This window comes from Legionella nigrisilvae, from assembly GCF_977063395.2.
Genome location: NZ_CDRUGZ020000038.1, coordinates 1 through 22,820 on the forward strand (window position 1 = coordinate 1; position 22,820 = coordinate 22,820).

Sequence of the window (22,820 nt, forward strand, 5' to 3'; positions counted from 1 at the left end):
AGCACTCAAAGGTTCTTCAAAGTGCCCACACAGTTTGTCTTCTATCTTCTTAATGAACCTGCCCCGAAGGCGTGCTGCGTATTCTACTGATTTCACTCTCAGTGTCAAACACTTTTTTCATTTTTTTTTAATTGTTTTCTTTTATTTATCTATAGTAGTCCATATAGATCTTTGCACGTCCATTTTGGACATTTATTGGCTTAATGGAGTGTACTTTAGTTTAGTTTTAAAAAGAGTTTGCGATAGAAAACATAGAGGATGTCACTGAGTTCTTAGATACTTCCTAAGTTCTGGATGAAACTAAATATAGGATTTTGCAAAGAGGTCGAAGCTACTTCTCAAATATATATTCTGCTATTTGGCACGCTCATAAGTGCAGAATGTCAGATCATATTTGTTTTTTTCATCACATGGTCTAAATTGTTCATTACAACAATGCCATATTGCTGCATCAATTTCTGGAAAAAAAACATCCGCCGTAAATTGATGATGGATATGTGTTATATATAGACGGGTTGCTTTTTCCATTGCTTCCGTAAAAAGTTCTGCTCCACCTAGTATCATTATTTCAGGAAACTCGTCTGTTTGCTGGATAGCTTTTTCTAAAGAATCAACAACAGTCACTCCTTCAATTCTGGGTACATTACGACTGAGCACAATATTTAATCGCCCGGGCAATGGTTTTCCTATAGAAGCAAATGTTTTTCTTCCCATAATAATAGGTTTACCCATAGTGGTAGATTTAAAATGTTGTAAATCGGCAGGTAAATGGCAAAGTAATTGGTTATTGAGTCCTAACCCCCCAGTTTCATCAATTGCAGCTATTAAACTAATCATGAGTTCATCCTAGATAAAGCCATAGCTTTCGCCATATCGACAGCGGCAAACATTGATCCCGGGTCGAGTTTATTTTTGCCTGCCAACTCTAAAGCCGTTCCATGGTCTACTGAGGTACGTATTATTGGTAAGCCTAATGTTACATTCACCGCATTATGAAAATCAGCATGTTTAATTACGGGTAAACCTTGATCATGATACATAGCAACATAAGCATCACAATTTTTTAGATGACTGTTAATGAACATCGTATCTGCCGGCATAGGACCTTCAACATTCATACCTCGTTCTTTTAATACAGTTAGCGCAGGAGAGATTATCTCAATTTCTTCCCTTCCCAAATATCCCGACTCGCCCGCATGTGGATTTAAACCGGCCACTTTAATGCAGGGGTTTTTAATATTGAAATCTTGGATTAAGGATTGATGTACCTGAGTAATCACTTTTATAATAAGTTCTGATGTAATGGCATCAGATACCCTACGTAATGGAAGATGGGTAGTCACTAAAGCAACTTTCATCGCTGTACTCGCTAACATCATTACTACATCTACTTTGTAGTATTGTGCAAAAAATTCAGTATGACCCGTAAATGAGATGCCCGCTTCGTTAATATTTGCCTTGTGGACTGGCGCCGTAATTAATCCAGAAAAATCACCTTGTCCACATAATCTGGCGGCTTGATTTAACAACTCTATAACATAACTGGCATTTTTAGGGTTTAGATGCCCACTTTGCACTTTCTCAGGACAAGTCACCGAACATACGGTCAAATGACCAGGTTTAGTTTCAACAACTTGTCCAGTTTTATAAGGGGTAAAACAAACTTCGAAATTTAGTTCTTTAGCTCGAGCTTCTAATACGGCCTGATCTCCTAAAATTACCAAAGGAAAATTATACCCCGCAAGTGCCAGACATAAATCTGGACCAACTCCAGCTGGTTCCCCGCTGCTTATAAGCAAAGGCCTCACGCCAGCTCCTTTTCAATGATATTCACATAAGCATCCGAACGTATGTGTTGTTGCCAATTTTGAACTGCTTCTGCAAACTTTCGTTGTTGTAAAAATTGTCGTACTTGTTGCTTTTTAAAAGCTTCGGAATCATCTTCTTGTTTACGGCCAAGCACTTGAATAAGATGCCAACCAAATTGTGATTTGACAGGTGGACTTATCTCGTTAACAGCTAGCTTATCCATGGCTTTCTCAAACTCAGGGACTAACACTCCTGGCGAAACCCAACCTAAATCACCACCTTTTACCGCACTCGATGAATCCAGGGAGTATTGTTTTGCCATCAGTGCAAAATCTTTACCTGATTTTAGTTGCTGATAAATATTATTCACTTGTTTTTTGGAATCTTCAGGAAGCATGCTTGGATCAGGCTTTAAAAGAATATGACGAACATGAGTTTTGGTAATGACATGATGTTGATTGTCACCACCAATAGAAACCAGTTTAATTAATTGAAAACCATTACCTGCACGTAAGGGACCTGATACTTGTCCCACTTTCATATTTACTACTTCCTTAGCAAACAATTCGGGTAATTCAGCTAAATGACGCTCACCTAAATCACCTCCTTCCAATGCAAATTCACCACTGGAATTTTCTATAGCCAAGCGACTAAAATCCCCACCTTTTTTTATCTGCACCAGCAACGAATCTGCTTTGGCCTTGGCTTTTTTTAATTCTTCTGATGTAGGCTCTTCATTTAAGGGAATAACTATATTCTGAAGATGATAGGTCAGTGCCGAACGGTTGATTATTCCCCCTTCTGTTTTAAGATATTGCTCAACTTGTTCATTTGAAACTGCAGCGTCCCGCCCAACCGCCTTTTGTTGCAAGTTAGAAAGAAGAATTTCTTTTCGAATATTTTCTCTGTATTCATTCCAAGTCATTCCTTGTCTAGTAATTTCCTCCCGCAATTGAGTTACAGTGGCATGATTCGCAGTAGCTATTTTTTCAATGGCCTGGTTTAACTCTGTATCATCTACCGTGAGGCCGTGTTGCTTTGCCATCTGCAACTGCACATTCACATCAATTAAATGTTGAAGTACTTGCTTACGTAACACTGAATCTTCTGGAACTTGCATTCTTTGAGCAATAATTTGTTTCTTTGTCAATTCAACTTGTTTGTTTAGTTCACTTGCAGTGATTACTCCGTTATTAACAACTGCAACCACCTTATCCAATAATTGTTTTGCTTCGGTCATGCCAACGACAGCAAACAATAGGCATGCAAGGGTTATTTTTTTATACATGTTAATCCTTATTACTTTTTTTCGAGCAATTTAGGTTATTTTTATTCAAAACACAAGCGACTCTGTTTTAATTTATACCAATGTTCGATCTAACTATGAAATGGATCACTATATCCAGGAATATAAGTACGCAATACACTCCCAGGATCACTATTTGCTACTGATCCTAAGCCTTTTAATAAAATTTGCAAATAGATGTTGTTATTATATTGGGGCATATATTCTGCATTTAAACTCTTAAACGTTCTTCCTCCCAAAATTCTCACAGCCCAACAGCAACTATCATATTGCATCCCTAATAAAGACATCATACTGTAATCTTTACTAATATTATGACTATATGCGCCAATAGCGCTCCATCGATCACTGACTGGCCAAGCAGCAGAAACCATTCCCTGATGTAATGCATTATCTACCCCTGCATTATTCCTAACTTTGGTCACATCTCCATTAACTAAATAGCTGTAGCCTAAATTAATGACTGCATTTAATTTAGGTTGATAATGTAAGTTTAAATCCCCATTGTTTGTCCCGGAAGTTGCAGGATCCCATACATAATCACCGAGAATTTTTAAAGATCGGTTAAAGTGATAAACTGCCCGAGAAGCTATAGGGGATGTTTCAGAAAAGGGAGATAAGTGGCCAATCTCAAGAGGATTTGCGGTGCAAATTCCGGTAGGACTACGACATAGCTGTACTTGTCTATCCGAAAAATATTTAATTTGACCCACCGAAAAACTGGCTAATTCAGTACCCGTACTTCCTGAAAGCCAACGAGTGGTTACTGCATAGGATAATTGATTAGCATCACCAATTCGGTCGAATCCGGAAAAGCGATTGGTTCTAAATAGTTGATCAAAATTAAAAATCATGTTCCCCGTATCATATATCGGAAGCTGACTTTGATTATAAAAAGGAACATACAAATAATATAAACTTGGCTCTAAAGTTTGGGTGTATGACTTACCCCTCCAATTAAAGTTCCTATCAAAAAATAAACCACCATGGGTACTAAAACGAGGAATAAAACGGTTATCTTCAGTGTTCGTATCAATCCAATTATTCTGGACCTGATAGTAGTTTTCTACAAACTCAGCTGATGGTGTTATAAATCCCCAACTCGTTCGCTGTGGCACAGAAAGAATTGGGTTTAGGTGAAACCTTGGACCCTGAGGCATTTTTCGTAAAAATTGAGGTGATGTCGGCCAAATAAACTGATCATATTGCCCTGTTATATTTAAATTGGCCTGTGCGGGCAAGTCATAATAATAACCACGAGCATTTATTTGCGGTAAACGTTCATATTGATCAAGAATAGGAGTCTCATTGATCGGGTGTAACGTTTGAAAACTTTGAACCATACTTCTAAAAGTCCAATGTTCTGTCGAATAGGTTAAATCGGCTTGGCGCAATAATTGTCGCTGAGTAATCCGTGCCAAATTGGTACTAAAATCCTGGAAGTAATAATCATCAGAAACTTGTTGCACATTTACATTTAAACGCAAATTAGAGCTCAATTGCGTGGTATCACGAACCCCAAATGACCATCGATTTGTTGACTTATCTCTAAAAAAGGGAAATTCTTCTACATTATTGTCCAAAAAATTCCGGTATGCAGCATCGTTCGGTAAAAAACTCCCAGTAAGAAAGCCCACGCTGTGTGGCGTTAAATAACGGAAATCTCCGCTTAACATAACATTCCGCTCAGTATAAAGATGCGGTGTTACAGTCAAATCATAGTTTGGAGCAATATTCCAATAATAAGGAAGTCCTAGATCAAAACCCCCTACATTCGAATATCCCACTATAGGCATTAAAAAACCTGATTTACGTTCTTTAGTTGTAGGAAAACTCAGGTAAGGAACATAAAGTAGCGGCCAGTCATGAATACGTAACTTCACATTCCTAGCGACACCCATCTTTTTCTTGTTATCAATGACAATTGATTTAGCCTCTATATCCCAAGCTTTATCTTGTGGGGCACAAGTAGTGTATGTCGCCCGCCGTAATAAGTAATCTGAATTTGGAAAGCGCTGCATTAAACTGGCTCTTCCCCATGCAGGCAAGATTGCCGAATTTTTGTTGGTATTAAAACGATAGAGTACATCTTCAGTTTGACCTGATTTATCTTGAGGATTGATTGTTGCTTTACGAGCAATCAATAATTTATCAGGTTCCAGGTAATGAACATTACCCAAAAATTCTATTTTCGTGACCTCTTTACTTTTTGGATCACGATAAACATGTGCTGTTTGTGCATTGACTATTCTTTGACCTTGCTGTACTTCAACATGGCCCGATAAGGTGGATGGCTTATCTTGATAAAAAGAAACTTGATCGGCCATAATCCTGATTTCATCAGGTGAGGCAAGCGGCGTCACCGTGAGCGGTTGATATGAACCAAGGCAAATCGGGGAACTTTGATCTGCGTACCAACCCAAGCATTGAGCAAATTTCGACCTCACTGAATCAGTTAAATCCACATCGCGAGCGATGACACAGGCTTGAACGGGTTCATTAATTATAGAAGCAGAATGGGCTAACGCATGATAAATTACCATGAGCAAAATAAGTAAGGTCATACAGATGCTCATCAAGAACCATTTAAATGAAATCTTGTTCACGGGTAATAAAATGCCTTATCATGCACACAAAAAATATGTAACTGTTTACTTTAAGATCGTCGCGTTCACGCTAAAGGTATTGCGGTATAATTCATACCACAGCCTACCTCTTTATTCTCTCTATTCATGAGAGAGGAGATCTTGGTTATAAGTTACAACCAGAAATAATGATGGGAAAGTATACCATGCATGCTAGAGAAAACGCACTTAAAGAATGGTTAATTGATACGCTAAAACTAGAAGATTTCCAATTAACTCCTTTGGCTGGAGATGCCAGTTTTAGACGATATTTTCGTCTAAAATATAATGGAATCACCCAAGTTGTCATGGATGCGCCTCCAGGAAAAGAGGATCTTAAACCTTTTATATATATTGCACAAACCCTTGAGAAAGTGGAAGTTCAAACGCCGAAAATTCTAGCAACTAATTTAGCCGATGGATTCTTATTATTAAGTGATTTAGGAGATCAACTTCTCTTGAATGCCCTTCACTCCGAAAACGTGGATGAACATTATTATCATGCAATAAACACTTTATTTAAAATTCAAAACTGTTCCAGTTACAATCCGACTCTTGCACAGTTTGATAAAGCACATATGCTCAAAGAAATGAGTTTATGCTCTGAATGGTTTTTTAAAGCATATCTCGATTTACAACTAACACAAGATGAACATTCTTTAGTACAACAAACCATGGATTGGATCGCCACAGAAGTAGCCCTTCAACCGTTGACTTTTATTCATCGTGATTACCACTCTCGCAATCTGATGCTATTACAAAATGAGGTGGAATCAACCTTGGGAGTTATTGACTTTCAAGATGCAATGATTGGCCCATTTACTTATGATTTGGTTTCTTTGCTCAAAGATTGTTATATTTCCTGGCCAAGAAGTAAAGTCCTGGAATGGGTTGAATTTTTTTACGCTCAAAGTACTTTAACTAAAGATTATTCCTTGCCTGAATTTATCCGTGCATTTGATCTTTGTGGTTTACAAAGACATTTAAAAGTTTTAGGAATCTTTTCTCGCTTGCATTTACGCGATAACAAACCTGGATATCTTAAAGACTTACCTTTAACTTTTAAATATGTACTTGAATGTACAGAAATTTATAAGGAATTACATTCATTCTTTCAATTTATGCAAATGAGAGTTTATCTACCATGAAAACTGCGATGATATTAGCTGCTGGACGTGGCGATCGTTTAAAACCGCTTACTGATATCACCCCCAAAGCCCTTTGCATTGTTAAAGAAAAGCCTTTAATAGAGCACCATGTAAGCAATTTAGCAAAAGCAGGTTTTGAACGATTAGTCATAAACCATGCCTATCTTGGGGGAAAAATCCGTCAGTATTTAGGTGATGGAGCTCGTTGGGGAATTGAAATTTGTTATTCACCAGAACCGCCCGGAGGCTTAGAAACAGGTGGAGGTATTGTAAATGCATTGCCACTGCTTGGTGATAAACCTTTTATCACTGTCAATGCGGATATCTATACGGATTTTGACTTCTCTCAATTACAACCCGAAAATATTCATACCATTCATGTAATTTTAGTAAATAAAAATCCAGCCCTTAATCATCTTGGAGATTTCGGATTAATCAATCAAACTCAACTATGTAATGCAGATCGAAAATACACCTTTGCAGGTATCTGCTGTTATCATCCAGATATATTTTCTAATTACAAACTCGGTCGCTATTCGGTTGCACCTATAATCCGTCAATACGCTGGAGAAAATAAAGTAACAGCCAGCCTTTATAGTGGCCTTTGGTTTGATATAGGAACTTTAGAAAGATTACATGCAGTGAATATGATCTAAAATCAGCATTCACTACATGTATAAATAACTTAGACCCCTTGCACTGTTTTTTAAACAGTAAAAAAGCCCCGTTTAGGTTGGGCTAATGTTTTGGGGTTGAACTTCGGCCTCGACTTTTTCCGCTTCTTCTTCTTCTATTACACGCTCTACAGCTTTTTGAGCTGCGGCCTTCTTGGCTTCTTCCAATCGCTGTTCACCTGGGTATTCTCGTTGGCGAGCCACCAGTGGGGTTTCAGCATGATTGCTTTGTAAATAATCCTTAAAGCCCTGTGCTGAATCAGCCATGATCTCTTCTACTTCATCTGCAGTCAACTGCCTTGTTTTATTCCCTTCTGCGTCCGTTTTAAAGAAAAAACCATTCTCAGTTAGAACTTGATGTTCATTTGCTAACCATGCATTAAACAAACGATCTAAAGCATCTACTGTTTCTCCATCCAATGGAGGAGCTCCTTTCTCTATAGACGCATATCCGCGAACAAAATGTCCTTTCTCATCTCCAGTCTGCTTGATAGCATAATCGAATCGGATTCCCGCAAAACCTTTTTTCTCTAATAATTCTACCGCTTCCTGGGTGATTCCACGGTGTATATTTTCAAACCTTGAATTCGGCGGTATACCAGCCCAGATTTTCTTTTCTTGTTCAGAAAATTTATATTCCACAAGTTGCGTAAATTCGTCAACCGCTTTTATTATTTGTTGTGCCACTTGCATTTTTTCGGGCGATTTTTTAAAAGCTCTGGAAGTATCAACTATCTCATGGACTTGTTTTTTTAAATACTGAGCTAGCTCTGCTGAGGTTCCTGCAAGTTGCATTGCTTTTAGAAGATCTTCTCTAACGAAGGTTTTATCATTACCCGATGATATTACAGGTGAAGTTGAGGACATACATTTCTCACAAGAATTCTATTTTGTATTGACTTATTATAGCAAACTAACGTTATTTATAAGATAACTGCTTTTTCAGCTTGCTTGTTAAAAACGCGTAAATATAGGTTGTATAGCCTATTACTTATTCTTTATTCCTGAAAAACTTATAGATTACATAACTAAAACCCGCGGTTTCCCGCGGGAAATCCTTCTTTAAGAAGAAACATCTTCCTGCATAAAGGGTGATTTAATCTCATCAATAACTGAGTTAAATAATGGGTTTTTCATGGAATCAAAAGTGAACTCATCAACTAAAATAGCATCCCATCGCGCCGCTTCCGTTGCAAGTAACGCATCCATTTCCTGTTGTGTGAGCTCATTAAGCACCACTTTTTCTTTTAATTTATCTCTTAACTTACCGAATTTAACTCGTCTTAAGTCGCCCATTTTTTTGGCTAGATCATCAGTTTTAATGATTTGCTGTAAAGCTTGCTCTACTTTGTCGATTGGTTGCTTTGCATCCCCACTTAAATAAACAATCTTTTTCAACCGATCGCGGTACTGATTATTCTTGGTCATCAATCGTGCTAATTGCTGATCCAGCTTATCCGTTGGATAACGCATCGTTTGTCCTAAAGGGAAGGCCAAAACACGAGCGAAAGCGCCTAAAAATCGGGACGGAAAATTGTTGCATAATGCGATCATTGCACGTTGCGCATGATAAAAACAATAGGAAACAGCCCATTGAGCATGCAATACATCATCTGGATTTTCATTATTTAATTGTACATTACGTAAAACAGCCATGGCCATATAAAGATAGGACATACCATCAGCAAGACGCGCAGAGAGTCGCTCTTTACGTTTTAAATCTCCCCCCAAGACTATTAGAGACAAATCCGCCAACCATGCATAAGCGTGGCTAAGGCGTGCCAACCGCTGATATTCACGTTTCATTTTTTGTTTAGGAGCACTAATAAATATTCCACCCGTCCATCCAGAACAAATAGTTTTGGCAAAATTTTGCATGAAATATTGAATATGTTTCCAAATTATTTCTCTAAAAGCTTCTTTATCTTGGTTGGATATTGCGTAAAACTCTTGGCGAATATAAGGATGGCATGCCATCGAGCCTTGTCCAAAAATCAATAAGTTACGTGACATCACATTAGCCCCTTCCACCGTAATAGAAATAGGCACTCCATTATAAAAATTGGTGAGATAATTACGTGGCCCCACCACTACAGCTCTTCCTGCATGCACATCCATTGAGGCATTAACCACTGATCGCGCCAATTCTGTATTAAAATATTTCGCAATTGCAGAGGCTACAGAAGGTTTTTTATGCTCGTTCACCGCGGCTACAGTCATTAATCGGTTTGAATTAATCAAATAATTTAAACCTGCGATTTCTGCAAGTTTTTCTTCAATTCCTTCAAATTGGCCAATTTCCACACCAAATTGACAACGTATGCGCGCAAATGCACTCGTTGCCAAATAACAAGTAGAGGAAGAACCCGCTCCAAGCGCCGGTAAAGAAATGGAGCGACCAATTGATAAGCATTCGACCAACATCTGCCATCCATTACCTATCCGTTGCTGACCGCCAATCACTGTGGTTATGGGCACAAAAATATCTTTTCCACGAATTGTGCCATTCATAAAGGGTTGATCCGAAGGTAAGTGACGATTGCCAATTTCCAGATTCTTAGTGTCACGTGGGATCAACACGCATGTAATACCTTCTTGTCCTTCACCCTGCAATAAACCATCGGGATCTTTCACGTTTACTGCAAGGCCAATTAGGGTTGCTACGGGTGCTAAAGTAATCCAGCGTTTATCTAAAGTAATATTTAATCCGAGTACCATTTTGCCATCTACTTTTTTCTTCATGACGATAGCAGTGGATTGAATGGAGGTTGCATCACTACCAGCCCCGGGTTCTGTTAGTGCAAAACAAGGAATATCAATACCTTTTGCAAGACGCGGTAAGTAATGATTCTTTTGTTCCTCGGTACCATAGTAATTAATTAATTCGCCAGGGCCTAAAGAGTTAGGAACCATTACCGTTACCGCAGCAACTCCAGAACGACTGGATATTTTCATTACTACATCAGAATGACCACGCGCCGAAAATCCTTTGCCACCATATTCTTTGGGAATGACCAAACCAAAAAATCCATTTTCCTTCATATAGGACCAAACTTTTTCGGGTAAATCACGTGTTTGGCTAATTTCCCACTCATCGATCATGCTGCATAAAGTGTTCGTTTCATTCTCAAGAAAGGCTTGTTCTTCTGCAGAGAGTTCTGTAGCTACATTTGCCAGTCGGTTCCAATTAGGAGTTCCAGTAAAGATATCTTGTTCTAACCAAGTATCCCCTGCATTGAGAGCCTCTTCCTCTGTTTTGGATAACTTAGGAATCGATTTGCCAGCTCTCTTATAAAGGTGGTCCGCAATCGAGGCGCGTAACGGCTCAAGATAGACTACGAGTAATGCGACAATAATCACAAGCCAGAGCAGAAAACCAATAATCCAAGGCAAACCAATAGCAAAAGTGGCAACAATTAAGTAAAAAACGCTACCCAACTCCCAAACTAATGGATTCATTGCTCGGTAAAGAACAATCAAAGTAAATATTAGGTACACTAAAAAAAATAGAATGGCCATAATATCAATACCTTCCCTTGCTTTGCATAATAAAGGTGTAGTATATACTCTTTATTTTACGAGTAGCAATTGAGCATGAACCAACGTTTGGTTTGGAATTTCGAGTTTACTCCCAAAACTGGCTTTTCTTTGCCCACTTTAGTAGATAAAAAAGACGAGCAGATAAAATGGGAAAAGCGTTTCTTTTGGCCGGATAATAAAATAATTATCTTAAATATCATTGATGACTCAATACTCGATTTAGCTCAATACAAGCAAAAACATAGAGAAGATTACTATTATTTGCTACCTGGAACAAATTACAACATTAAGAAACGCAGGGAACAATTGCTTTACAAGCCTCTACTCAAACAATCAAACCATACAGCAGGTTATGGAGCAAAAATAATTCTTAGCGATTCTTATGATCAACCTCTTCCTCCAGATTTACAAGAAATAGCACAGCAAGTTGAACAGAAAGGAATTGAGGTTTGTGTCAAAAAAGAAGCACTTATCTATAAATTGCCAACGAAACCCAGCATAAAAATTGAACTCGCTCGTGTCGAGGTATGCAACCAAATTTATTTTAGCTTATGTATCGAAGGAAAATCGCTGCATTTGGTAGAGACTATCTCCAAACACTTGCTGGATGAACCTGTTTCCTGCGAATATGTAACTTTCCTGAAAAATTTAATGAAATTATGATAAATACCTTAGTCGCGATCATCCTAAGCTTCGGAAAAATTGGTCTTATTTCCTTAGGTGGTGGGAATTCCATGTTAAAGCTGTTGGAGTATGAAGCTGTTGATTATCGACATTGGATAGGACAAGAAGAATTTATCGCCATGGTGGGTTCAAGTTTTATTTTTCCAGGATTGACCGGGGTTAAATTATCGGCCCTTATTGGATATAAAGCTGCCGGAATCACTGGTTTAATCCTTGCTGTTCTAAGTCTTAATTTACCGGGACTACTGATGGCGATAGCAGGCTATCATTGGCTCACAAGCCATAATGGGCCGGGAATGCGAAAAATAATGATAGGCGTACAATATGGTGCATTGGCCTTACTTGCAGCTGCCAGTTACTCAGTTGGGCAGGGCGTTGTAGGTATGTATTTTTCAATCCCTATTGTGTTGTGTTGTTTGGTTTTTTTTATTGCGTTAACCTTCTGGAACTTATCACCTTTTTATGGGTTTATAGGATTTATAGTGGTATGTTTTTTTCTGGTCCGTTAAGACCTAAAATAATAACATAGCCAAGCCTTATTACTTTTTGTAAGAAAAATGGAGTTACACTTGGACACTGTGTTGGACAACCCCGAATACTACATCAATAGAGAATTCTCAATTATCGCATTTAATCAGCGTGTACTGATGCTGGCTAATGACGAACGGGTGCCTTTGCTGGAAAGAATGCGTTTTTTAAGTATTTGTAGCAGTAACCTTGATGAGTTTTTTGAAATACGTGTAGCAGGCCTTAAAGAAAAAATTGCAATGTCTTCAGGAAAATTGACTATTGATGGTTTACGATCTGATGAAGCATTTAGCCAAATCAGTCAAAAAACACATAAACTTATCGATCAGCTTTACTCGATCTTTAATAAACAACTCCTTCCAGCCCTAGCTAAGGAAAATATTTATTTTCTGGATACCGAACAATGGACTGATGATATTCACTTGTGGGCAAAACACTATTTTAAGCACGAGATTCAACCGGTAATTAGTCCTATTGCGCTCGATCTAGCACATCCCTTGCCACAACTAATTAACAAAAGCCTAAACTTCATTATTTCTTTAAGTGGTAAAGATGCTTTTGATCGTAACATTAATTATGCAGTGGTACATGCCCCGAGATCACTTCCTCGAGTCATTCATTTGCCTTCGGAGTTATGTGGAGATGCTCATTATTTTGTTCATCTCTCCTCTATTATTACTACCCACGTCAATAGTTTATTCCCAGGAATGGAAATAAGTGGTTGTTATTCTTTTCGTCTTACTCGAAATAGTGATCTTTTTTTACGAGAAGAAGAAATTGATGATTTGGCGAAGGCTGTGCAACGAGAAATTTTTTCTCGTCATTATGGTCATGTGGTTCGATTAGAAATTGAAAAAAATTGTCCCGAGAAAATTGTGGATTTTTTATTACAAAAATATCATCTTCGCCATGAAGATACTTATTATTGTGATGGGCCCGTTAATATACAACGTCATTTAACTGCAATTAACAGCATTGAAAGACCTGACTTGAATTACCCCCCTTTCTCAGCACAATATCCTCAATTTCCTAGATCAGAACGAAATCTATTCAATGTGATCGATGAACAAGACATTCTCCTTCATCATCCCTATCAAAGCTTTGAACTCGTTATTGATTTTGTAAGACAGGCAGCAAGCGATCCCAATGTGTTGGCAATAAGCCAAACATTATATCGTACCCGATCAGAATCTGTAATGGTCGATGCTTTGGTTGATGCAGCTCATTCTGGCAAGGAAGTGACCGCAGTAATCGAATTACGGGCTCGTTTTGATGAGGAATCCAATCTAAAACTAGCAAACCGATTACATGCCGCAGGAATTCTGGTGCTTTATGGAGTCGTAGGCTATAAAACCCATGCTAAAATGACCCTAGTTGTTCGTCGAGCTCATGGAAAACTAAAGCGTTACGTCCATTTAAGCACCGGCAACTACCATGAGTACACAGCAAAACGATACACTGACTTAGGTTTATTAACTTGCGAACCAACGATTACCTCAGATATTCAAATTATTTTCCAACAGTTAACTGGGCTGGGTAAAGTTGTCAAACTTAAAGCACTAAGCCATTCACCATTTACCTTACAAAAAACCCTATTGCAATATATTGAACAATGTACTGCAGCTGGATTAAAAAATGAAGACACCGAGATCCTTTTAAAAGTAAATGGATTAGCCGATAAAACGATAATTCAGGCCTTATATAAGGCATCACAAGCGGGAGTGAAAATAAATTTGCTTGTGCGGGGAGTCTGTTGTTTAAAACCCGGAATACCCGGTATTTCGGAAAATATACGAGTACTTTCCTATATTGGACGCTTCTTGGAACATCATCGAGTATTTTATTTTCGGATTCAAGAAGAAGAACATTACTTTTGTTCAAGCGCCGATCTAATGGAAAGAAATTTATACCATCGCATTGAAATTATGTTTCCAATCCTGGATGAGCAATGTAAAAAGCGGATCAAGCAAGAAATTATCAAAAACTACCTCAAGGACAACAGCAATACGTGGGAAATGCAAAGTGATGGAAGTTATAAACCAGTAACGCAAGGAACGAGTTGCGCTCAAGAAAAGTTAATTAAGCTGTATCAAGAGGAAGGAAGTACGATTTAAAAAACGGGGGCAGCAAGTACTGATTTTGCTGCTCCCAAGTTAGCGAAAGCACGTTAATTGGGCATGTTCGCCAAGTTGCAAATGTGCTTCTGTTCCCAGAGGGATAGGAAAATTGATTGTACCATGCCCTATCCCTGCAATTCTTAGTACTGGAATAGCACTACGTTCAGCAAAACGTTGTAAGACGGGTTCAATTAAAGAAGAACCATTTGGTTCATCCCCGTTGAGAAAATCGCCCAATAGAATTGCTGCCGCATTTGTAAAGATATCCGCTTGTTTTAAATGCTCCAGCATTCGATCCACACGATATCCTCGTTCACCTACTTCTTCGAGCAAAATAATTTTATCTCGACCATCCATTTGCCAACATGTGCCAATACCAGATTGAATGATTGCTAAATTGCCCCCAGTAACCGGAGACTTAATAATCTCCTCTTTTTGTGCAGCCTTGTTCAATGGAATAAGCCCCGTGAACTTAGCCGGGGTCTCCCTCAATAAAATAGACTTCACGGCTGCAATTGAGTCTTTGGAAAATTTATCAGGCGCAGCAGCCCCATGAATTGTGGGCCAACCCCAATGTTGTTGCAAATAAAGATGCAGACAGGTGATGTCACTGATGCCAATGAATAGTTTAACCGATTCAGGAGGTTCAAGTTCTGCTAATCGGGGAATTAAACGCGTCGAACCGTAACCACCACGCACACAAATTACTGCTTTTGTTTCGGGATTGTGTAAGGCGTTTTTCAAATGTTTAAATCGCATCTCATCTGTATTAGCGCATAAGAAATCCTGAGCAAAAATGTCATGTTGCACGATACATTTCAACTCCCAAGACTCTAATAATTCTTTTAACTCGAGCAATTGACTGTCCGTACTTCGAGATGAAGGTGCAATAATTTCAATCGCATCTCCGGGATTTAATACAGGTAATTTTTTCATTCTTTATCTCTTAAAACTTTTGCATGGGGATCACCCGTTAGCTTATTGAAATTTTGTTAGAAAAAGCAAAGTATCAGGCTCCAGTATACCCTAAATTAATAGAGTTTTACTTAATTTTCCGGGCTCTTCGCAAACCAAACGCGGTAAAAGGTATCCTGGCAAAAGATTTTGTAATTGGTGATAAATAGCTTGTACTTTCTCAAACGGCAAATCAAAGTGAGCAGCTCCTTTTACTTTATCCAATCGGTGTAAATAATAAGGTAAAACTCCATATGCAAATAAAGTTTGACTTAAATTAGCCAAAATATGAGCCTCATCATTTATTCCTGCGAGTAAAACAGTTTGATTCAAAAGATGACATCCTATTTGTTGTAACTCACGAAGGACTTGACCTACCGAATCATCCAGTTCCTGAGCATGGTTACAATGCAACACAATTACCTTCTTGAATCGCGTTGTTTGTAATAGTGCAAGTAAGCTCTGCTCCATCCGTTCGGGAAATACTACAGGAATCCGTGTATGAATGCGTAAGGTATGTAAATGAGGAATTTCTTCCAATTGTTTTATTAACTCGGCCAGTACCAAATCAGAGGCCAACAAGGGATCACCGCCACTTAAAATTACCTCGGTAATACTTGCATCTTGGGCTATATAGTCACAAATGGCTTTAAATCCATTGCGTCCAGGATTATTGTCTTGATAGGGAAAATGTCGGCGAAAGCAATAACGGCAATTCACTGCGCAGACCCCGGTCAAAGTTAACAACACTCGACCGTAATATTTATGCATTAATCCTCGAATTGGATTACTACTGCGCTCCTCTAAAGGATCGTCACTGTATTCTTCATTACTTTGTAATTCATCTTCAGTCGCTAAAACTTGGAGCAATAAAGGATCACGAGGATTACCTTTTTGCATACGTTTAGCAAATCCTAAAGGAACACGACTAGAAAATTGCTTTTCAGCGTGCACGTTTCCAGTAGATAAAGGCAGCTCCAGAAAATTTAATAATTCAGTGACTGAAGCAAAACCTTGTGCCAAATTTTTTTGCCAACTTAAAGAGGAATCTCGCATTAATTACACAGACTTGATAAACTGTGCGAACTTTAACTAAAACGAAGCAAAATCTCAACTGTGGAGCACTAATGGCAATTTATAGCACCAATGAATTTAAAAATGGCTTGAAAGTAATGGTTGATGACGCCCCATGTACCATTCTCGATTGTGAATTTGTAAAACCAGGAAAAGGACAAGCTTTTACCCGCATTAAAATTCGTAACTTGAAAACAGGTCGAGTTGTGGAGCGCACATTTAAATCAAATGAATCGTTACCTTCTGCTGACGTTGCCGATGTAGAAATGCAATATCTTTATAACGATGGTGAACAATGGCATTTCATGGTTCCTGATAATTTTGAACAATATGCCTTAAGTAAAGAAGTACTTGCTGATGCGGCACAATGGTTAAAAGAACAAGATATTTGTATCGTAACCCTTTGGAATAATGAACCCATACAAGTGACACCACCTAATTTTGTAATTTTAGAAATTACCGAGACAGATCCTGGATTAAAAGGCGATACCTCTGGAGGTGGTGGAAAGCCCGCCATTTTAGAAACCGGAGCGGTAGTGCGCGTTCCCTTATTTGTGCAAACTGGAGAGTTAATTAAAGTAGATACTCGCAAAGGTGAGTACGTTTCTCGCGCCAAAGAATAATAAAAATGCACGCCCCAAAATTCAATTTCATTTATTAATTAAAGATTGCTGGAAGTTCTTAGATCCTCGCACTTAACTACGAGGATCTATCTCAACCAGATAAAACCATAATTAATAAACCTGATAAGTATTGTACATACCCCAATACCCCACATCACCTAAATCGTTATACCCATAATAATATGCATCGCTATCATTATAATAATCTATATCCCAATAGGGGCTCGTATGATAACCGGCCGAATAAGTGTAAGCTGGAGTCGTATGAGCTGGGGTATAATAAGTTTTAGTATAAGATTGATTATAAACACGCTCCGTAACACACCCTGTGACTAAAAATGTCATTCCTGATACCATTAACGCAAGTATTAATTTATTCATAATCTCTTCCTCAATAGTGAACCCTAAGAGACATAACTAAAAATTTACCAAAGGTTCCAATGATGCCATCGATACCAATGGGTATAATTGGTTGCTTTGGGTAAATTATTGTTAACTGCAGCATCGGTCCTTAGTGCTGGATTCTCAAGCGCAGAGGGTAGAGCCGAAAAAGCAGGCAGAGCAGTTAAGAAAAGGGGGGTACTTAATACTACGGAAATCATTAGTATTTTCATAATAGCCTCCTGGCCTTTATTGCAACTCTAATTTCTGTAGGTTAAGTATACGATATGTATACAGTTTAATCAAAATGATTATTTTTAAATAATTTACGGGGATTAGTGCTCAAAAAATACAGGCGACGACTTCCTGTATACTGAGCCTCTTACGTGGTTCACTATGGAGGTTTACGGAGCGCTTTAGGCTTCCTACTAGGTACATAGGCTTGCACACCACGCTCCAACACAACCCCCTAATCTGGCACTATTAAATGGTTCAGCCAGGATTAGCCATCACCTATATATATAAATAATAGACCATTGAAGGTAGAGCCCGAGCAATTTTGCGCAAACTTTACTTATTTCTTATCTCTCGCTAAATGATTAGCTGATGCTTGTACTGTGGGCATAATCGTCATTTCTTCGATATCTACATGTTTTGGGCGAGTTATACAATAAACTATCGCATCTGCTATATCATCTGCTAATAAAGGCTGAAAATCTTGATAAAACTCTTTTGCCTTTTGTTTATCATTCCATCGCACCTCACTAAACTCAGTTTCAACCGCACCCGGTGCAATTTCAGTAACTCGAACAGGTTTACCTAACATATCCAATCTCATTGATTTTGAAAGAGCATGGACCGCATGTTTGGTTGCACAATAAACATTACCATTGGGATAACATTCGTGACCTGCCACAGAACTGATATTGACTACATGACCACGACCTCGCTCCAACATACCTGGTATCAAAGTACGACTGACATAGAGTAATCCTTTGATATTGGTATCAATCATGATATCCCAATGTTCTTCAATTCCCTTTTGCAAAGGCAAACTATCTAAAGCCAATCCCGCATTGTTAATTAATACATCCACGGATTGCCATTGGCCAGGTAAGGAACCTAGTTGCTTTTTAACTTGTTCAGGATCACATACATCTAAAGGTAAAACGTAATGCTCCTCTCCATAAAGTTGAGTCAACTCTTTGGCTAAGGCTTCAAGTCGTTCGACTCGGCGAGCACACAGTATTAATCGAGCTCCTTGCTGTGCGCACAAACGAGCACAAGCCTGACCAATTCCACTGGAAGCTCCTGTCACTAAAATAATTTTATTGGTTAAATTGTTCATCTCATGCCTCATCGCTACATGGTTAATGCGAGGAGGATAAGTTTGAGTGATACTTAGCTTTTTTGCAATAATTGCATCACTTCATCGTCGGTTGTTTGTGAAAAATCACTGTACCACAAGCCTACGGCATAAAAATTATCCGGGCGCATGGGACAAATAATTTCGTCAACTAGAGGAGCGATTTCATCACAGGTCGAGCGGGCGGCCACAGGAACTGAGACTATAATTTTAGCTGGATTTTTCTGTTTTAATGCGGCAATTGCCGCTCGCATAGTATAACCTGTCGCGATACCATCATCTACCAGGATTACTGTTTTTCCTGCTAAGTTAGGGAATGGTTTTTTTCCTCGATAAACCAACTCACGACGTAATAATTCGTCTTGTTCTGATTTTTGGATCGTATTAATCGCCTCTTTCGATATGAGCATGGCATTGACTATCTCATCGTTCAAAACAATTATTCCTCCCGACGCAATGGCTCCCATAGCTAATTCTGCATGTCCAGGAACGCCAAGCTTACGAACAATGAAAATATCAAATGGAAGCGAAAGTTTATTCGCAATTTCATAGGCAACAGGGACACCACCTCGTGGTAACGCCAATATGAGTACATCTGTTCGTTTCGCGTACTTCTTTAATAAATCAGCTAGAACGCGCCCTGCATGAAAGCGATCCTCATAATTCATTGCCCTAATCTCCAAACGTTCCATCAATTTGAAGTCTAGCCCATACTTCGTAATGTAACAAAGTAGATTAGGGGCCTCATTTCAACTAAAACTTCTATTGGTTATCGAAAGTGTATTTAGTGCATTGTGCTATATTTTAACAATCAGCTGTTTTCAAGGAGGAAGCGATGAATGTAACGGAAAAGATCATCAAAGCACATCTTCTAGAAGGCAAAATGGAGCCTGGTAAAGAAATTGCCTTAAAAATGGATCAAACTTTGTGTCAAGATGCTACAGGAACACTAGTCATGCTTGAATTGGAAGCCATTGGACTTGAACGTACCCACGCTGAACTATCAGTTCAATACGTAGATCACAATTTAATTCAAGAAGACAATAAAAATCCTGACGATCATCTTTTTCTTGCAAGCGCAGCCAGAAGATTTGGGTTTTACTTTAGCCGTCCCGGAAATGGAATTAGTCATGCCGTACACATGCAAAATTTTGGAAAGCCGGGTAAAACACTCACCGGTTCAGACAGTCACACCTGTGCTGCAGGTTCTATGGGAATGGTTGCAATTGGTTCAGGTGGGTTGGAAGTCGCACTCGCCATTGCCGGTTATCCCCTGTATATCAAAATGCCTAAGGTTATGGGTATTCATTTAACAGGTGCCTTACCCCCCTGGGTTAGTGCAAAAGATGTCATTTTAGAAATGCTCCGTCGTTATAATGTTAAAGGGGGAGTTGGGTACATATTGGAATATTATGGAGAAGGATTAAAACATTTAAGTGCCATGGATCGACATGTAATTGCTAATATGGGGGCCGAGTTAGGAGCCACGACTACCGTTTTTCCATCAGACGAGATCACTAAGGAATTCTTAGAAAGTCAAGGTCGTAAAAACGACTGGATAGAACTAATCGCAGATCCCAAGGCTTCCTATGACGAACATACAGAAATCAATTTATCGAAATTAATCCCCCTCATCGCAAAACCAACCAGCCCAGGTAATGTAGTACCCGTCGCTGAAATAGCAGGGGAAGAGGTCTATCAAACCTATATTGGTTCTTCTGCCAATCCTGGATATCGAGATTTTGCAATTGCAGCTGAAATCGTCAAAGGCCGGACAATCCATCCAAATGTATCTTTTGATATCAATCCAAGTTCGCGAACAATTTTAGAGGAATTGGTCCGAGATGGATATTTAGGAACTCTTATTCATTCTGGAGCCCGCATCCATCAGGCAGGCTGCAATGGGTGTATTGGGATGGGACAAGCTCCTGCAACCGAAAAAAATAGCTTACGAACGGTACCGCGAAATTTTCCGGGACGTTCGGGAACAGAAGAAGATAAAGTATTCCTTTGTAGCCCTGAAACTGCCGCTGCTTCCGCTTTGACAGGAGTAATTACCGATCCAACTACTTTGGACATACCTTACCCAGAAATAAAAATCCCTCAGAAAAGAATATTAAATCCAGCATGTTTCGAAGCACCCTTGCCTTTAGAGGAAGCAAAAAAAGTAGAACTCGTGAAAGGTCCGAATATAGTAACGTTGCCAGAGCTAGCACCCTTGCCAAATTCATTTAGAATACCCGTACTTCTTAAGGTAGGAGATAATATTTCTACGGACGAAATCTCTCCTGCAGGAGCAAAATTTCTTCCTTTCAGAAGTAATATTCCTAAAATAAGTGAATTTATCTTTATTCGGGTCGACCCAACTTATGCAAAACGTACTCGAAAACATCAAGAGGGGCATGTAATTATAGGAGGAGACAATTACGGTCAAGGCTCGAGCCGTGAACATGCGGCTTTAGCTCCTCGCTATTTAGGTTTGCGAGTCGTCATTGCAAAAAGTTTTGCACGCATCCATTGGCAAAATCTGATTAATTTCGGCATTCTACCTTTGGTTTTTAAAAATCCTAACGATTATGATGAAATCCATTTAGAAGATATTGTTGCGATCAATAACTTACCCCATATCTTAGACAAAACATTATTCACAATAACCGTTAATGATAGAGAAATAGAAGTAAAACAAACTCTGTCCAAACGTCAAATCGAACTGCTTATTGAGGGTGGATTAATTAATTGGGTGAGAAAGGATCTAAAGAATAGAGTATAGATTAATACTTTTTAAATGTATTGAGTAATGACTGGATTCCTGTCTACGTCAGAAAGACAGGAATCAGGGGCTATTAAAAATCAAAGTTAAGTTTCGGTCCTAAGGGTATAATTTGTGTTGGATTTATGTTCTTGTGACTAAAATAATAGTGTTGCTTGATATGTAAAAAGTTTACGGTGTCTCGCACTCCAGGATGATTGTAGAGTCTTTCTAAATAGGGCTGTATCCCTTGATAATCACTAATTCGCTGCTGATTGGTCTTGAAATGACTGTAATACACTGCATCAAAACGAATTAAGGTGGTAAAAAAGCGCCAATCAGCCTCAGTTACCTGTGGACCCAGTAAGTATTTTTGGTGACGTAGTCGTTCATCCAGTTCATCCAGTAAAAGAAATAATTGGATGTATGCCTCTTCATAGGCCTTTTGGGTTGTTGCAAATCCACAACGATAAACTCCATTGTTAATGGCATGATAAATTCGGTCATTCAATGCATCTATTTCCGTTCGAAGTGATTCTGGGTAAAAGTCCTGATTATCACCTGTCAAATGGTTAAACTCTTGATTGAATTGACGAATAATTTCTGCTGATTCATTACTAACGATTGTTTGTTCCTTTTTATCCCATAAAACAGGAACAGTAACTCGGCCAGTGTAATTTTGGTTTGCTTTCACATAAAGTTCATATAAATAGTTCAATCCATAAAGAGTATCTCCAGTAGCTCCCATTTCTTGTTTAAACGTCCATCCCTTTTCAAGCATGTGCGGATGCACTATGGAAACATCAATATAATCTTCAAGTTTTTTGAGTTTTCTGAAAATTAAAGTCCGGTGCGCCCATGGACAAGCAAGCGATACATATAAATGATAACGGTTTTTTTCAGCTGGAAAGCGAGAATTGGGCTCATTACTTATCCCCGAATGAAATTGGCTCGGTTCTCGTTTGAATGCCCCTCCTGTTTTAGACGTATCGTACCAGACATCATGCCACTGACCATCAATGAGAAGTCCCATGATTTTCCTTATAAGTCCTCAAAAGTATCTGTAAACAATTTATATCAGATAATCACTATACTTCACAAACTATGAATGGTCTAAAAACAGCAATAAAGAGTGGCGGGTAGGAAGTTGAATAATCAATTTCGTTCAACGGTCATAAAAAAAGAATAGCACAGAAGGATTCATTCTTATCCAGCAGGAAACTCCGCTGTTCTCATGCTATGA

At 38.7% G+C, this 22,820-nt stretch carries 20 protein-coding genes; 7 read left to right on the forward strand and 13 right to left on the reverse strand.

Annotated features, from left to right (window positions below):
* Window positions 1–354: 354 nt before the first annotated feature.
* The 4 genes from ACWTE2_RS22365 to ACWTE2_RS22380 form a co-directional block, all read right to left on the reverse strand.
* Complete coding sequence (locus ACWTE2_RS22365; protein ID WP_454784444.1) at window positions 355–837, reverse strand: dihydrofolate reductase; 483 nt, start codon at window positions 835–837, stop codon at window positions 355–357.
* Window positions 834–1,808 (reverse strand): 4-hydroxythreonine-4-phosphate dehydrogenase PdxA, encoded by a 975-nt coding sequence (pdxA, locus tag ACWTE2_RS22370; protein WP_454784445.1) that lies wholly within the window; start codon window positions 1,806–1,808, stop codon window positions 834–836. The genes ACWTE2_RS22365 and pdxA overlap by 4 nt, the downstream gene beginning before the upstream one ends.
* Window positions 1,805–3,097, reverse strand: coding sequence for a peptidylprolyl isomerase (locus ACWTE2_RS22375; RefSeq protein WP_182391676.1), 1,293 nt, complete (start codon window positions 3,095–3,097; stop codon window positions 1,805–1,807). The genes pdxA and ACWTE2_RS22375 overlap by 4 nt, the downstream gene beginning before the upstream one ends.
* Window positions 3,098–3,186: 89 nt before the next feature.
* Window positions 3,187–5,691: an LPS-assembly protein LptD gene (locus tag ACWTE2_RS22380; RefSeq protein WP_454784446.1), complete on the reverse strand. Its 2,505-nt coding sequence runs from the start codon at window positions 5,689–5,691 to the stop codon at window positions 3,187–3,189.
* Between the two features lie 215 nt (window positions 5,692–5,906).
* On the opposite strand from ACWTE2_RS22380, the gene ACWTE2_RS22385 reads away from it, so the two are divergent.
* Both ACWTE2_RS22385 and murU read left to right on the forward strand, forming a co-directional pair.
* Window positions 5,907–6,887, forward strand: coding sequence for an aminoglycoside phosphotransferase family protein (locus ACWTE2_RS22385; protein WP_454784447.1), 981 nt, complete (start codon window positions 5,907–5,909; stop codon window positions 6,885–6,887).
* Window positions 6,884–7,543 carry an N-acetylmuramate alpha-1-phosphate uridylyltransferase MurU gene (murU, locus tag ACWTE2_RS22390; protein ID WP_454784448.1) on the forward strand — a complete coding sequence of 220 codons (660 nt, stop codon included), beginning with the start codon at window positions 6,884–6,886 and terminating at the stop codon, window positions 7,541–7,543. Before ACWTE2_RS22385 ends, murU begins: the two co-directional genes overlap by 4 nt.
* A gap of 72 nt (window positions 7,544–7,615) precedes the next feature.
* Here murU and ACWTE2_RS22395 read toward each other — a convergent pair whose 3' ends face one another.
* Both ACWTE2_RS22395 and ACWTE2_RS22400 read right to left on the reverse strand, forming a co-directional pair.
* Complete coding sequence (locus ACWTE2_RS22395) at window positions 7,616–8,428, reverse strand: hypothetical protein (protein ID WP_182391680.1); 813 nt, start codon at window positions 8,426–8,428, stop codon at window positions 7,616–7,618.
* Between the two features lie 195 nt (window positions 8,429–8,623).
* A complete protein-coding gene (locus ACWTE2_RS22400; protein WP_454784449.1) occupies window positions 8,624–11,080 on the reverse strand; it encodes an acyl-CoA dehydrogenase in 2,457 nt (818 codons plus the stop codon).
* Window positions 11,081–11,155: 75 nt separating this feature from the next.
* Between ACWTE2_RS22400 and ACWTE2_RS22405 the strand changes: the two genes are divergently transcribed.
* The 3 genes from ACWTE2_RS22405 to ppk1 are packed head-to-tail and all read left to right on the forward strand — an operon-like array spanning window position 11,156 to window position 14,427.
* Window positions 11,156–11,764, forward strand: a complete 609-nt coding sequence (locus tag ACWTE2_RS22405) for a hypothetical protein (RefSeq protein ID WP_454784450.1) — start codon at window positions 11,156–11,158, stop codon at window positions 11,762–11,764.
* Window positions 11,761–12,294, forward strand: coding sequence for a chromate transporter (locus ACWTE2_RS22410; RefSeq protein WP_454784451.1), 534 nt, complete (start codon window positions 11,761–11,763; stop codon window positions 12,292–12,294). Before ACWTE2_RS22405 ends, ACWTE2_RS22410 begins: the two co-directional genes overlap by 4 nt.
* A 60-nt stretch (window positions 12,295–12,354) precedes the next feature.
* Complete coding sequence (gene ppk1, locus ACWTE2_RS22415; RefSeq protein WP_454784452.1) at window positions 12,355–14,427, forward strand: polyphosphate kinase 1; 2,073 nt, start codon at window positions 12,355–12,357, stop codon at window positions 14,425–14,427.
* Between the two features lie 39 nt (window positions 14,428–14,466).
* Here ppk1 and ACWTE2_RS22420 read toward each other — a convergent pair whose 3' ends face one another.
* Both ACWTE2_RS22420 and epmB read right to left on the reverse strand, forming a co-directional pair.
* Window positions 14,467–15,366: a S66 peptidase family protein gene (locus ACWTE2_RS22420; RefSeq protein WP_454784453.1), complete on the reverse strand. Its 900-nt coding sequence runs from the start codon at window positions 15,364–15,366 to the stop codon at window positions 14,467–14,469.
* A gap of 90 nt (window positions 15,367–15,456) precedes the next feature.
* Window positions 15,457–16,440, reverse strand: coding sequence for an EF-P beta-lysylation protein EpmB (gene epmB, locus ACWTE2_RS22425; RefSeq protein ID WP_454784454.1), 984 nt, complete (start codon window positions 16,438–16,440; stop codon window positions 15,457–15,459).
* 71 nt (window positions 16,441–16,511) lie between these two features.
* Here epmB and efp point away from each other — a divergent pair, with 71 nt between their 5' ends.
* Complete coding sequence (gene efp, locus ACWTE2_RS22430; RefSeq protein WP_182391687.1) at window positions 16,512–17,081, forward strand: elongation factor P; 570 nt, start codon at window positions 16,512–16,514, stop codon at window positions 17,079–17,081.
* 111 nt (window positions 17,082–17,192) lie between these two features.
* Here the strand turns inward: efp and ACWTE2_RS22435 are convergent, their stop codons facing one another.
* The 4 genes from ACWTE2_RS22435 to ACWTE2_RS22450 form a co-directional block, all read right to left on the reverse strand.
* The gene (locus ACWTE2_RS22435; protein WP_454784455.1) at window positions 17,193–17,462 is read right to left on the reverse strand and encodes a hypothetical protein; all 270 of its coding nucleotides are present in this window, start codon (window positions 17,460–17,462) and stop codon (window positions 17,193–17,195) included.
* Window positions 17,463–17,506: 44 nt separating this feature from the next.
* Window positions 17,507–17,695, reverse strand: a complete 189-nt coding sequence (locus ACWTE2_RS22440; RefSeq protein WP_454784456.1) for a hypothetical protein — start codon at window positions 17,693–17,695, stop codon at window positions 17,507–17,509.
* A 341-nt stretch (window positions 17,696–18,036) separates the two neighbouring features.
* Window positions 18,037–18,810, reverse strand: coding sequence for an SDR family NAD(P)-dependent oxidoreductase (locus ACWTE2_RS22445; RefSeq protein ID WP_182391689.1), 774 nt, complete (start codon window positions 18,808–18,810; stop codon window positions 18,037–18,039).
* A 53-nt stretch (window positions 18,811–18,863) separates the two neighbouring features.
* The gene (locus ACWTE2_RS22450; protein ID WP_454784457.1) at window positions 18,864–19,496 is read right to left on the reverse strand and encodes a phosphoribosyltransferase; all 633 of its coding nucleotides are present in this window, start codon (window positions 19,494–19,496) and stop codon (window positions 18,864–18,866) included.
* A gap of 167 nt (window positions 19,497–19,663) precedes the next feature.
* Here ACWTE2_RS22450 and ACWTE2_RS22455 point away from each other — a divergent pair, with 167 nt between their 5' ends.
* A complete protein-coding gene (locus ACWTE2_RS22455; protein WP_454784458.1) occupies window positions 19,664–21,598 on the forward strand; it encodes an aconitate hydratase in 1,935 nt (644 codons plus the stop codon).
* A 73-nt stretch (window positions 21,599–21,671) separates the two neighbouring features.
* On the opposite strand, the gene ACWTE2_RS22460 is transcribed toward ACWTE2_RS22455, so the two are convergent.
* Entirely contained in the window at window positions 21,672–22,610 is a 939-nt protein-coding gene (locus ACWTE2_RS22460) for a glutathione S-transferase family protein (protein ID WP_454784459.1), read from the reverse strand.
* Window positions 22,611–22,820 lie beyond the last annotated feature (210 nt).